The following is a 13024-nucleotide window of genomic DNA, read 5'->3' as shown; positions in this document are numbered from 1 at the left end:
TACCGACTGGTTCCGATACATCACTAAGTGGACAAGTTTCTCTTTAAACTCTTCCGTGAAGCTAAACTGCTCCAACATCTTTTCTTTCATTTGGAATACGATTATTCCAAAAGTGTAAACCAAAACACGGACAAGACCTTGTGTAAACCTATATCAGGACAAGTCAGTTCAGACCCTGCTTTTCATCACTTTCATAAATAGCCCCATCCGGAAACTGCTTCAAAAGCTTCAGCTTTTTCCGTTCTTGAATTTCCTTTAAAGTCATTACCTCCGGGTTTTCCAGCGGTTTAAACCAGATGAGGTAGAAATGTGGGGTTTCATAGAAGTCCTTAATATCTTCCTTAAAGAATTTATGTGGTACGAGGTATGCGGACAAGCCCGAGAAGAAGTAGACCGCCTCGTGTGCATCGGTATAGATAATTACCTTCGGGTCGAAAATTTTCTTATCCATCGTGCGGAGATAATTAGCCATTTCCGATTCCTGCCAGCTGTTATCTGTATAACCGGGGTTGCCGAATTCGTCCTTAACCTGATCCGAGTAGCGGGCGTAGTCTATCATAAACTCCTTCCCAATAAAGCCTAAGGCCAGCACCGTAAATACCGTACCTATAATAATACGCGTGCGTTTTAGGCTAATGCGCTTTAGCCAAAGCAGCACCCAACTGGTATAACCCCAAAGCGCGGTGATATATAAAGGCGAGAGCAAGCGGCTGTTGATACGCTCGTACCGCGAAAATGTGGACGACAATATAATGAACAACCCATACACCAGCGAAAAAGTGATGGCCAGGTTTTCGTAGCTGTTTAAATGCCTGCGATAAAAATTATAGGCAAGCGAAGCAATAAAGCCAAGGAGGATTATGGAAGCTAGAGGTATGGAAAGGAAATACATGGTGGGCGGGAAGCCCATCCAATCGCACATGACGTTGCCGAAGTAATAGACATTCTTGATAAAAGGGGTGATAGATGGCTCGCGCGGTCCGGTGACCGTTCCTGATAGGAATGCATTGTAAACCAGGTTGCTAACCAGCAGCGATATACATATAAAACCGTATATTAATATGTGGATTATCTTCTTTTTGATGGTCAGCGTCCTATCCAGCAATAGCAGCAGGCCGCCTGTACCTACTATGGTTACTGCTGCATAGCGGGTTACGCAGCCTACAGCAGCAATGGCTGCAGCGATAATGAGCCAATTTAGCGTATGGGTGTTCAAATATTCCTTAAAAGCGATAAGGAAGAAAAGAACCTCGAGTATAAATAACGTTTCCGACCATAAGTAGGTGTATATCTGCAGTAAACCGGGGCTCAGTACTATAGCGGCCAGCATCAACCACTTATAAAATTGAGATGCAGGGACGAATCGGTTCATGATCCAGCCGCTGGTATATAATAAGGAAGCGTATAATATACTATTGAGTATGGCACCAAAAGCCACCGGGTCGATGCCGGTGGTTATGCGTATCGTGCCCAAAAACAGGGGGTAAAACACCGGGAAATCAACAATGGGGATATGGTTGAAGGTATTCAGCGTGCCGTTTGTAGCCAGGCTGCGTGCCGCGCTGGTGTACATAATAGAATCGGGCGAGATGCCAATACCGCTGTAGCTGGTAAATACGCAAATGATAAAAAAAGCCACCGCGCAAGCCAGTAAACTGTCGTAGTCTTTTATGGATTTGGATAATGCCATTACCGGGTAAAAGGATAATTTTCAAAAATTGTTTTCAACCTTACAAGTATTGGGTTTTAAATTTGCGCGTACACTATCTGTTAACTGCCTATTTTACCTGATAAAAACCGGTGCTTTCCCGAGAAAATCGTAAAAAAATCGGTGCATTTCGTTCCGCTTTCGCTACTTAACGGAGCAGACCTGTCAAACCGAAAGAACGGACATACACTAAGCTACGCTATTAAATCAAGCACCATTGCTATCGGTTGATCGCTGTCTATTAAAATTCCGGTAACACCGGCCGAGGTGCCTGCCTCCACGTCGCGTTCGCGGTCGCCGATGAAGTAGGACAGCGATGGGTCTAGGTCGTACTTGGCGATGCCTTGCAACAACAGGCCCGGTTTCGGTTTGCGGCAATCACAGTCGCCGGTAAAGTTGGGGTGGTGGGGGCAAAAGAAAAAGTCGGTTATTTCTACCCCATGCTCCAGGTAGGTTTGTTTAAGCAGGGCGTGCATTTTGCCCAGTTCTGTAAGGTCGTACCAGCCTTTGGCAATACCGCCCTGATTGGTGGCTACCAATAAAAGGTACCCCTTATCCTGCAGCGTTTTTAAAGCATCAAAATTATCCAGGATATGGAAATCTTCCACGCGGCAAACATAGTCGCCCATCTCTTTGTTTAGTACTCCGTCTCTATCTAAAAAAACTGCTTTATTCTTGCCGGGCATATATTATATGGTGTTATGTGCTTTGGGCAAAATTACTTTAATAACTTTATTTACTATGTGTGCATATGAAACAATCAAAAAAAATTTAAAATTTCATATATATTGTACATGATTTTTGTAGACTTAATAATAAATTAACGTCACAATGCATTATTTTTAATAATATTTAAAAAATTAGTAGGGGTTTTCTAAAAATATTATAATTCGTTAACTTCGTTATTACCCGAATTACAAAAAAATCGGATAATACGATGGATCAAACCGATGGCAACCAGCAGGGCCTTTACAGGCCGGAATTTGAACACGATTCTTGCGGAACTGGGTTTATAACCAATATCAACGGACATAAATCATACCACATTATTGATGATGCCCTGACCATGTTAGAGAACATGGAGCACCGCGGCGCTTGCGGATGCGACCCTTTATCGGGCGATGGCGCAGGTATCTTAATCCAGCTCCCCCACGAATTTTTTATGGAAGAATGTGCTAACCTCGAAATTAACTTGCCCGAACCGGGTGAGTATGGCGTAGGTATGATATTCTTGCCCAAAGAGCCTGCCTTGAAAAAGGCATGCCGCGTAATTATTACCAATGCAATAGAAAAGATGGGGCTGCATAAGCTCGGCTACCGTAAGGTGACAGTTGATTCTGCTGCAATTGGCGAAACCGCCCGCCAGGCCGAGCCGGATGTGGAACAACTGTTCATCTCCCGCCCGCACCATATTACCAATGCCGACGATTTCGAACGCAAGCTGTATATATTAAGGCGTTACATCAACAAAACCGTAAACGAAACAGTACCTGCCGCAGGCGAGTATTTTTACTTTACATCGCTAAGCTGCAAAACCATTATTTATAAAGGGCAGGTAACTACCTATCAGTTGCGCCAGTACTTTTTAGATTTGAACGATCCGCGTATCGCATCGGGCTTTGCCATGATACACTCGCGTTTCTCTACCAATACTTTCCCATCGTGGAAACTGGCCCAGCCGTTCCGTTTGATAGCACACAATGGCGAGATCAACACCCTTACCGGTAACTTAAACTGGTTCTATGCCGGTTTAAAATCATACGTTTCCAGCTACTTCACGGCAGAGGAAATGGAAATGCTTTTGCCGGTGATTGATAACAACCAGTCGGATTCTGCCTGTTTAGATAACATCATCGAGATATTGCTGCACACAGGTCGCTCATTGCCGCACGTAATGATGATGCTGATACCCGAGGCGTGGGATGGCAACGAACAGATGGACCCGGTTAAAAAGGCATTCTACGAATTCCACGCTACTTTGATGGAGCCATGGGACGGACCAGCCGCCATTACTTTTACCGATGGTAAACTGGTAGGCGCCCTGCTCGACAGGAACGGCCTGCGCCCATTGCGTTATGTGATCACCAACGATGGCCGCGTCATCGCTGCATCAGAGGCAGGTACCTTAGCTATAGACGAAAGCACCGTAGTGCGCAAGGGGCGTTTGCAGCCCGGCAAAATGTTGCTGATAGATACCGAAAAAGGGAAGATCATCACCGATGATGAGATTAAGAAACAAGTAACCTCGCAGCAGCCTTATGGCCGCTGGCTGGATAATTATAAGATACGCCTCAGCAACCTGTCTGAGCCGCGTTTGGCTTTCGCCAGCCTGTCGCCAGATTCGGTTTTCCGTTACCAGCAGGTATTCGGCTACAGCCGCGAGGATATCGATACTATCATTAAACCGATGGCGCTTGATGGCAAAGAGCCGGTAGGCTCTATGGGTACGGATGTGCCTTTGGCTATCCTTTCTGATAAGCCTCAGCATTTATCAAGCTACTTCAAGCAATTTTTTGCCCAGGTTACCAACCCGCCGATAGACCCTATCCGCGAGCGTTTGGTAATGAGCCTGGCTACCTTCATTGGTAACAACGGCAACCTGCTGGATGAAGATAAAATGCATTGCCATTGCGTTGTGCTGGATCACCCTATACTGAAGAACCACCAGTTAGAAAAACTGCGCAGTATAGATACCGGCCTGTTCCACGCCAAAACTCTGCAAACCTACTTCAATGCCGATGGTATGCCCGGTTCGCTGGAAAAAGGTATAGCCAGGCTTTGCCGCTATGCCGAAGATGCTGTTGATGATGGTTTTGAGGTACTCATATTGAGCGACCGTGCTGTAGATTCTGAGCACGCACCAATCCCGATGCTGCTTGCGGTATCTGCAGTGCATCACCACCTAATTAAAAGAGGCCGCCGCGGCGCGGTAGGTTTGGTTGTAGAAACCGGCGATGTTTGGGAAGTACACCACTTCGCCACCTTGCTGGCTTTCGGTGCTACAGCTATCAACCCGTACCTGGCGCTTTCTACCATAGAAACGCTGAAGGATAACGGTAGCCTGGAAACCAACCTCGATCCGAAGACCCTTTACAAAAACTACGTAAAATCGGTTAATGATGGTTTGCTGAAGATATTCTCTAAGATGGGTATCTCTACGCTGCAATCGTACCATGGTTCGCAGGTCTTCGAGATACTGGGTATCAACAAAGCCGTAGTAGATAAATACTTCTCGGGCGGCATAACCCGTATTGGCGGTTTAGGTTTGGACGAGATTGCCCGCGAAGCGCTTTGCAAACACAAAATCGGCTTCGGCAGCTCCAAAACAGACGTTAGGTTACTGCCCGAAGGCGGTATTTACCAATGGAAACGCAGGGGAGAGGCTCACCTGTTCAACCCGGAGACTGTTCACCTGTTGCAACATGCAACACGCAGCAACAACTACGCAGTATACAAAACCTATGCTGCTAAAATAAACGAGCAAACCGAGAAGCATTACACCATACGTGGCCTGCTTGATTTTGCGCATCATCGCGAAGCGATAACCATTGATGAGGTCGAGCCGATAGAAAGCATCATGAAGCGTTTCGCTACAGGTGCCATGTCGTTCGGTTCTATCTCGCACGAAGCGCACAGTCTGATGGCTATCGCCATGAACCGCATTGGCGGCAAAAGCAATACCGGCGAGGGCGGCGAAGACGAGATACGTTACGATAAACTACCAAACGGCGATTCGATGCGTTCTGCTATCAAACAGGTGGCATCAGGCCGTTTTGGGGTAACTTCAAATTACCTCACCAATGCCGATGAGCTGCAGATAAAAATGGCACAAGGCGCAAAACCGGGCGAAGGCGGGCAACTGCCGGGCCATAAGGTTGACGACTGGATTGCCAAAACACGCCACTCTACGCCCGGTGTAGGCCTGATATCGCCTCCTCCTCACCACGATATTTATTCGATAGAGGATTTGGCGCAATTGATTTTTGATTTAAAGAACGCCAACCGCGCTGCCCGTATCAACGTAAAGCTGGTATCTAAAGCAGGCGTAGGCACTATAGCTGCGGGTGTAGCAAAAGCACACGCAGATGTTATTTTAATTGCCGGTTACGATGGCGGTACAGGCGCATCGCCGATTAGTTCGGTAAAACACGCCGGTTTGCCTTGGGAGCTTGGTTTATCCGAAGCACACCAAACGCTGGTGCGCAACAAACTGCGCAGCCGCGTAGTATTGCAGACAGACGGTCAGTTGAAGACCGGTCGCGATTTGGCAATAGCCGCTTTATTGGGCGCCGAGGAGTGGGGCGTTGCTACCGCAGCATTGGTTGTAGGCGGCTGTATCATGATGCGTAAATGCCATCTGAATACATGCCCGGTAGGCGTGGCCACGCAGGATCCTGAATTAAGGAAGCTGTTTAGCGGTAAACCAGATCACGTAGTAAACCTGTTCCGTTTTATGGCAGAAGAGTTGCGCGAGATCATGGCCGAGCTGGGCTTCCGCACGGTGAACGAAATGGTTGGCCGCGTGCAGTTTCTCAAAGTGCGCGATAATATTCAAAGCTGGAAAGCCAAAAAGGTTGACCTCAGTGGCATATTGCACCCGATGAACAATACCAAGGGTATGACGCTTTACAACAGCGAGAAACAAGATCATGGCATGGATAATATTATCGACTGGAAACTGCTGGAGCAAGCTAAAACAGCCCTGGAAGATAAAACCCCGGTATTTGCCACGTTCGATGTGAAGAACGTTGACCGTACCATCGGTACCCTGTTATCCAACGAGATATCTAAGCGATATGGTTCAGCAGGCCTGCCCGATAATACCATCAACTACAAATTCAAAGGCTCGGCAGGGCAAAGCTTTGGTGCATTCACCACCAAAGGTGTTTCCTTTGAGCTGGAAGGCGAAGGTAACGACTACGTGGGCAAAGGCCTTTCAGGCGCGCAATTAGCGGTATATCCTGCCCCAAATGCAACCTTCAGCCCCGAAGAAAACATCATCATCGGTAACGTGGCGCTTTACGGCGCAACATCGGGCGAGTTGTTTGTACGCGGTATGGCCGGCGAGCGGTTCGCGGTACGTAACTCAGGTGCTACCACGGTTGTAGAAGGTATTGGCGACCACGGTTGCGAGTACATGACCGGTGGCCGTGCACTGATCCTTGGCGAAACAGGCCGTAACTTTGCTGCCGGCATGAGCGGTGGTATAGCCTGGATATATAACCCTAACGGCACCTTTGCCGATAACTGCAACAAGGAGATGGTAGATCTGGATCCGCTATCTACGCAGGACGAAGAGCAAATTATTGCCTTGCTGAAAAAGCATATCCACTTAACGGGCAGTAAAGTTGCCCAGGGCATCCTTAAAAACTGGAAAGAAACATCTGCACAGTTTGTTAAGGTATATCCAAAAGAGTATAAGAAAGTAATAGAGAAACAACAATTACAAGCTATAGGATAATCATGGGAAAACCTACAGGATTTCAGGAATTTAACAGGGAACTTCCCCAAAAAACGCCGGTTACCGAGCGTTTGAAAAACTATAACGAATTTGTTGGTTTGTATCCCGAAGAGAAATTGAACCAGCAGAGTGCACGCTGCATGAACTGCGGTATCCCGTTTTGCCATAGCGGCTGTCCGCTGGGTAACGTTATACCCGAGTTTAACGATGCCGTTTACCGCAAAAACTGGGGCGAGGCGTACCAGATACTATCATCAACCAACAATTTTCCCGAGTTTACCGGCAGAATTTGCCCCGCACCCTGCGAATCGGCATGTGTACTGGGTATCAATAAACCACCGGTAGCTATTGAGGAGATAGAGAAGCACATCATCGAGGTTGCTTACTCCAAAAACATGGTTAAACCTACTGCGCCGCTTATCAAATCGGGCAAAAAGGTTGCCGTGGTGGGTTCTGGCCCCGCAGGTTTAGCTGCCGCTGCGCAGTTAGCCAAAGCAGGCCATACCGTAACCGTTTTTGAACGCGATGACCGCCCGGGTGGTTTGCTGCGTTACGGCATCCCCGATTTCAAATTAGAAAAATGGGTGATCGATCGCCGTATCCAGATCATGGAAGAAGATGGTATCACCTTTAAATGCAATACCGAGATTGGTAAAGATATCCCCGCCGACGAGATCGTGCGCAGCCACGATGCCGTTGTATTGGCAGGCGGCTCAACCATCCCGCGTAATTTGCCTATCCCCGGCAGGGACTTAAAGGGCGTTTACTTTGCCATGGAGTTTTTAAAACAACAGAACAAACGCGTTAGTAATACCGACGTGCAGGGCGAAGATATCCTCACCTCAGGTAAAGATGTGGTGGTAATTGGCGGTGGAGATACCGGCAGCGACTGCGTAGGTACATCTAACCGCCAGGGTGCAAAATCGGTAAGGCAGTTTGAGGTAATGGTGCAGCCACCGGAGCAGCGCACCGCGCACATGCCTTGGCCAACCTATCCAATGGTGCTTAAAACCACCAGCAGCCACGAGGAAGGTGTTGAACGTTTTTGGGGTATTAATACCAAAGAGTTTTTGGGCGATGAAAATGGCGAACTGCGTGCATTGAAAGTTGTGGACGTAAGCTGGGAGATTGACCTGATGGGCCGCCCGATAAAATTCAACGAAGTTGAAGGCAGCGAACGCGAAATACCTTGCCAGCGTGTATTTTTGGCCATGGGTTTCGTAAACCCGCAGTTTGACGGCGCTTTACAGCAATTGAACGTAGCCCTTGACGAACGCAAGAACGTTAAAGCTAAAGAAGGCGTTTACCGCACCAACGTAAGCAAGGTGTTTGCAGCTGGCGATATGCGCCGCGGGCAATCGCTGGTGGTTTGGGCCATATCTGAAGGCCGCGAAGCCGCACGCAAGGTAGATGAGTTTTTAATGGGCCACAGCAACCTGGAAAGCAAGGATGCCGTGAACCAGTTTGAGCAGGTGTTTTATTAAGCCCTAATCCAAACCCCATCAACAAAAAAAGCGCCTCAAAAGGGCGCTTTTTTTGTTGGAGGTGAACCCCAATTTGCCACCGATTTTTATAGTTGAAATACTTTTAATATATTTGATTGTGTCCAACTCAAAATCGCATACTACGTCTAAAAAGCAAAAGAAATCTTTTGTCAATCCTTTCATTCAGTTGATTGAAGATAAGATAAAAATTAGCAATGCTGTTAAAGAGGGGAAACCGCTTTCCACTCTTAAGGATATTAAATTTGTCAAGCCTTTATAATCTGACGCCAAATTCCAGCGGGTACCAGTTTACTAATTCATCAGGAGATGAATATTTCGTTTATTTTACCGATTTCTATTTAATGGATCCTCTTACTGAAGGAGAATTCGTCGATGCTCGTTCTTTTGGATTTGAGTGTGTTAGGAAAAATCCCAATAAAAGGCAACGTTACGATGTGGGCACTAAGTCTACCATTTTAAATATTTTAACAAATTTTTTTGATAAGCGAAGCGAAGATGCGTTTATTTATATATGCCTGAATACCGATGGGTTTGCCCGAAATAGACGAATCATCTTTGGCCGTTGGTTCAACGAATTAAAAAGTGAATACGAACGCCATCAATCACATATCGACTATGCCGAGCAAGGTTGGTATAGTGCTTTATTGATAAGGAAAGATAACCCTAGTAAACAACGATATATCGACGCTTTCCATTACACCCAAAAGAGGATGTTGGAAGATATCGAGAACGAAGAGGATGACTAAGCCGCTATGCTTTGTGAAATTCGCCGTAATTCGTGAAATTCTAATTTATTTCTCCGATGGATTCTTTTTCCCGGCCAGTAACATCTCTACCATTTTGTTAATACGGTTTAAGCGTGTTTGGTCCTGCTTGGCAGAGAGTATCCAAACCACATACTCTTTGCGGTGCGAGTAGGCCAGTTTATTGTAAATTCCGATGCTTTCGGGCACTGCCGATAGGGCTTCGGCTACATCGGCAGGCAGCGTTACCTGTTTGGTTTCGGGGTTGATATAGGCCGAGAAGTCGTTTTGCTTAACGGTTTCATTACGGAACTCAGAATGTTTTACCAGTACTTCGGGCCGGAAACGCAGGGTAGTCCAGGTATCGTTAATTGCTGCAGAAGCAACTGGCCGCAAACCATATTCTTTAGATACTTCCCATCCGCTCATCATCTCCAGGTCGGTATCGATACCTTTGTTTTTCTTGGGGTAGATAACCCATAAAACGGTTTCCGGTCGCAATATCGGTTTGATGTCTGCCAGTCTCGCGGCCAGTTCGGTGCTCAAGGTTACGAATAGCTGTATACCGTCAACCGGTTTATTTATGGTAAAAGTCAACGTTATGCCATCGGGCAGCGGTTCTAAGGCTGCCAAATAGTCTTCCGGTGGGTCCAATATCAGCCAGGTTTAGCCTGGCTTTATAAATAGTTTTTTGGCTAATTGGTTCATTGGTTGGCTTGCCGACGCGTTTATTTGTACAAAGTGGAATAGCGAACCAGCATACCAAATATAGAAATCAACGAACGATCAACGAACAACTTTTTTTATCTGCTAACGATCTTCGAGTAAAAATCCCAAAGTACGATGCCTGCCGATACCACGATATTGAAGGAATGCTTGGTGCCGAACTGCGGTATCTCGATGCAGGTATCTATCAATTGCATCGCCTCATCACTAACACCGTTTACTTCGTTGCCGAATATCAGTGCATATTTTTCGCCGGCGAGTGGCAGGAATTCGGTTAGCATGGTGCTGTTTTCGGCCTGCTCTATCGCCACTATTTTGTACCCTTCGGCGCGGAGTTTTGCAATGGCCTGGAGCGTATCTTCAAAGTACTCCCAGGCAACGGATTGCGTGGCACCAAGTGCCGTTTTCTCAATTTCGCGATGCGGGGGTTGCGCCGTAATGCCGCAAAGGTAAACTGCAGTAGCGGCCAAAGCATCGGAGGTGCGAAATATCGAGCCGATGTTGTGCATGCTGCGCACGTTATCCAGCACCACTACAACGGGCAGCTTTTGCTGCTGCTGGAATTCTGCTACAGTGGCCCGGTTAAGTTCGTCTAATTTGAGTTTGCGCATGGGATGGTGAGTGGAGAGTGGTTGATTGGTGAGTAGTTGGTTTTATGTCGATTATAAATAAGTAGACTGGTGAGCCGAAATGCAACCACTCTCTATTCTTCACTAAACGCCGAGACAAGTGTCCACACTTGTCGCAATAACATTGGTGAGCGTCCTCGCTCACGAGTTTATGCATGTAAGCTTACAAAGGCTTATGTTCAAGTGTGGACACTTGAACAGGCGGTGAATATTTAGCGATGGGTTTCAAACCCATAGCTATGGGTAAAAAAAACCAACGCCGCGCCAAGTGTCCACACTTGTCGCAATAACAATGGTGGGCGTCCTTGCTCACGAGTTTATGTATGTAAGCGTGGACGCTTACAAATGCTTGTGTTCAAGTGTGGACACTTGAACAGGCGGGGTGGTTGAAAATTGAAATGGTGAATAGACAATGTTAGCGGGTTTTGCAACCACTCACCACCCTCTATTCACCACTCACTAAAAGATTAATACACCGCCACTACTTCATCCAACAATCCAACACCATTGCCAATCAATGAGCTGTAAACCGATGGCGCGTAGCCCACCTCTTTGGTGTAGTACTCCCTTACTTCTGCACTGAATTTTTCGAAGGCATCTTTTTTAACCAGGGCTATCGCGCAACCACCGAAACCTGCACCGGTCATGCGGGCACCTATTACGTCTTTATTGGGTTTGCAGAATTCAACCACTGTATCCAGTTCCTTACCGCTTACTTCGTAAAGGGTGCTTAGTGAGCGGTGCGAAGCGTACATCAGTCGGCCAAACTCTGCCAAGTCGTTATTGCTTAGGGCTTTTGCAGCCAGTTTTACGCGGTCGTTCTCCTCTACCACGTGGGTAGCACGGTTAAGCACGGTGTGGTCGGTAATAAGGTGCTTGTATTTATTGAAAGTTTCGGTATCGATATCGCATAGGTACTTGATATCCAACTCCTGTTGCAAGGCAGCGAGGGCGGTATTGCATTCCTGCACGCGTTCGTTGTATTTAGATTCGGCGAGTTTGCGGGGTTTGTTGGTGTTGATGATAGCCAGCAGGTAATCGCCAAGGTTGCTGTCAACCGCCTGGTAATCCAGGGTATCGCAATTCAACATCAGGGCTTTGTTCTTCTCGCCAAAGGCCACGGAGAACTGATCCATAATGCCGCTTTGCAGGCCGATGAACACGTTCTCTACCCATTTGGCTAGTTTCACGAGCTCTAATTTGGTATAGCCGGCATCGAATAAATCATTCAAAGCAAAAGCGGTTACCACTTCAATAGAAGCCGAAGACGATAAGCCCGATGCGATGGGGATATTGCCATAGTATAACATATCCAGGCCCTGCAATTGCTTGCCGTCTTTATTGAAATGTTCGATAACGCCGGTAGGGTAGTTGAACCAAAGTTCTTCTTTTTTGGCGTTGGTTGAGCCAACTACAATCTCGGCGGTTTCTTTAAAGTTTATGCTTTTGAAGCGGAAAACACCCTCATTATTGGGGGCTACAAGCAGGTAAGTACCTAAGGTAACCGCGCAAGGCATAACCAGGCCGCCGTTGTAATCGATATGCTCGCCAATAAGGTTTACCCGGCCCGGCGAAAAGTATGTATATTGATGTTCTTTACCGTAGTGTGCTAAAAATTCCTGTTGTAATTGTTCTCTCATAATGGCGTTAATGGTTTAAGAAACAAATATAATGTAAAACTTACAGTTATTTTATAGGCTTTATTACAGGTTTTTCAATTAATTTGTAACCCAAAGGCTATATATTTATACTTTTAAACAAAACCAATATGAACCAATACCTCGTTACCGGCTACGATTATACCGACGAAGGCGCGCTCGACCGCCGCATGGGCGTTCGCCCACATCATTTGGATGGCGCCATTGCGCTGAAAGCCAGCGGCAATTACATTCTGGGCGGAGCGATATTAAATGACGACGGCAAAATGATAGGCTCGGTAATGGTGCTGCAATTTGAGAACGAAGAGCAACTGGAAGCCTGGAAGATGAGCGAACCCTATATTACCCAAAAGATATGGGAAAGCGTAGACGTGAAGCCGTTTAAAGTAGCGCAGGTGCAGTAGGCAGTTGGCGGTTAGCAGTTAGCAGTGAGCGTTCCAATCAGCGAAATTAGTTAGGGCCTGGTGAATATTGTATATATAATTGATTGTTAGTATATTATATAATAAATTCCTTTTAAAAGTGCAAAGGTTTTAGTATTTTAGGGTCATAATCCTTGCACTAATGATCAAGTACAAATCTGCTAATCAGCTA

9 protein-coding genes are annotated in these 13024 nt (G+C 46.6%); 4 read left to right on the top strand and 5 right to left on the bottom strand.

Annotated features, from left to right (window positions below; genetic code table 11):
• Positions 1-163 precede the first annotated feature (163 nt).
• Entirely contained in the window at positions 164-1690 is a 1527-nt protein-coding gene (locus tag E2R66_RS27685) for a hypothetical protein (protein WP_133237054.1), read from the bottom strand.
• A 212-nt stretch (positions 1691-1902) separates the two neighbouring features.
• Complete coding sequence (locus tag E2R66_RS27680) at positions 1903-2394, bottom strand: D-glycero-alpha-D-manno-heptose-1,7-bisphosphate 7-phosphatase (protein ID WP_133237052.1); 492 nt, start codon at positions 2392-2394, stop codon at positions 1903-1905.
• A 251-nt stretch (positions 2395-2645) separates the two neighbouring features.
• Between E2R66_RS27680 and gltB the strand changes: the two genes are divergently transcribed.
• From gltB to E2R66_RS27665, 3 genes are all read left to right on the top strand, one after another.
• Positions 2646-7169 (top strand): glutamate synthase large subunit, encoded by a 4524-nt coding sequence (gene gltB / locus E2R66_RS27675; RefSeq protein WP_133237050.1) that lies wholly within the window; start codon positions 2646-2648, stop codon positions 7167-7169.
• A 2-nt stretch (positions 7170-7171) separates the two neighbouring features.
• Positions 7172-8653: a glutamate synthase subunit beta gene (locus E2R66_RS27670; RefSeq protein WP_133237048.1), complete on the top strand. Its 1482-nt coding sequence runs from the start codon at positions 7172-7174 to the stop codon at positions 8651-8653.
• A 362-nt stretch (positions 8654-9015) separates the two neighbouring features.
• Positions 9016-9420: a DUF6169 family protein gene (locus E2R66_RS27665; protein WP_133237046.1), complete on the top strand. Its 405-nt coding sequence runs from the start codon at positions 9016-9018 to the stop codon at positions 9418-9420.
• 45 nt (positions 9421-9465) lie between these two features.
• Here E2R66_RS27665 and E2R66_RS27660 read toward each other — a convergent pair whose 3' ends face one another.
• The 3 genes from E2R66_RS27660 to E2R66_RS27650 all read right to left on the bottom strand — a co-directional run bounded on the left by E2R66_RS27660 (position 9466) and on the right by E2R66_RS27650 (position 12412).
• On the bottom strand, positions 9466-10050 hold the full coding sequence (locus E2R66_RS27660) for a YdeI/OmpD-associated family protein (RefSeq protein ID WP_134737972.1): 585 nt from the start codon (positions 10048-10050) through the stop codon (positions 9466-9468).
• Positions 10051-10220: 170 nt separating this feature from the next.
• On the bottom strand, positions 10221-10754 hold the full coding sequence (locus tag E2R66_RS27655) for an RNA methyltransferase (protein ID WP_133237042.1): 534 nt from the start codon (positions 10752-10754) through the stop codon (positions 10221-10223).
• A 485-nt stretch (positions 10755-11239) separates the two neighbouring features.
• A complete protein-coding gene (locus E2R66_RS27650; RefSeq protein ID WP_133237040.1) occupies positions 11240-12412 on the bottom strand; it encodes a galactokinase in 1173 nt (390 codons plus the stop codon).
• 128 nt (positions 12413-12540) lie between these two features.
• On the opposite strand from E2R66_RS27650, the gene E2R66_RS27645 reads away from it, so the two are divergent.
• The gene (locus tag E2R66_RS27645) at positions 12541-12834 is read left to right on the top strand and encodes a YciI family protein (RefSeq protein ID WP_133237038.1); all 294 of its coding nucleotides are present in this window, start codon (positions 12541-12543) and stop codon (positions 12832-12834) included.
• Positions 12835-13024: the final 190 nt, after the last annotated feature.

Origin of the sequence: Mucilaginibacter psychrotolerans, assembly GCF_004519315.1 — a bacterium.
GTDB lineage: Bacteria > Bacteroidota > Bacteroidia > Sphingobacteriales > Sphingobacteriaceae > Mucilaginibacter > Mucilaginibacter psychrotolerans.
The sequence above is the reverse complement of the archived record's forward strand: the minus strand, read 5'-3'. Positions and strand labels throughout refer to the sequence as shown.

Coding starts and splice junctions, on each gene's coding strand:
- E2R66_RS27685 (WP_133237054.1), bottom strand. CDS start 1,690: ATGGCATTATCCAAATCCATAAAAGACTACGACAGTTTACTGGCTTGC.
- E2R66_RS27680 (WP_133237052.1), bottom strand. CDS start 2,394: ATGCCCGGCAAGAATAAAGCAGTTTTTTTAGATAGAGACGGAGTACTA.
- gltB (WP_133237050.1), top strand. CDS start 2,646: ATGGATCAAACCGATGGCAACCAGCAGGGCCTTTACAGGCCGGAATTT.
- E2R66_RS27670 (WP_133237048.1), top strand. CDS start 7,172: ATGGGAAAACCTACAGGATTTCAGGAATTTAACAGGGAACTTCCCCAA.
- E2R66_RS27665 (WP_133237046.1), top strand. CDS start 9,016: ATGGATCCTCTTACTGAAGGAGAATTCGTCGATGCTCGTTCTTTTGGA.
- E2R66_RS27655 (WP_133237042.1), bottom strand. CDS start 10,754: ATGCGCAAACTCAAATTAGACGAACTTAACCGGGCCACTGTAGCAGAA.
- E2R66_RS27650 (WP_133237040.1), bottom strand. CDS start 12,412: ATGAGAGAACAATTACAACAGGAATTTTTAGCACACTACGGTAAAGAA.
- E2R66_RS27645 (WP_133237038.1), top strand. CDS start 12,541: ATGAACCAATACCTCGTTACCGGCTACGATTATACCGACGAAGGCGCG.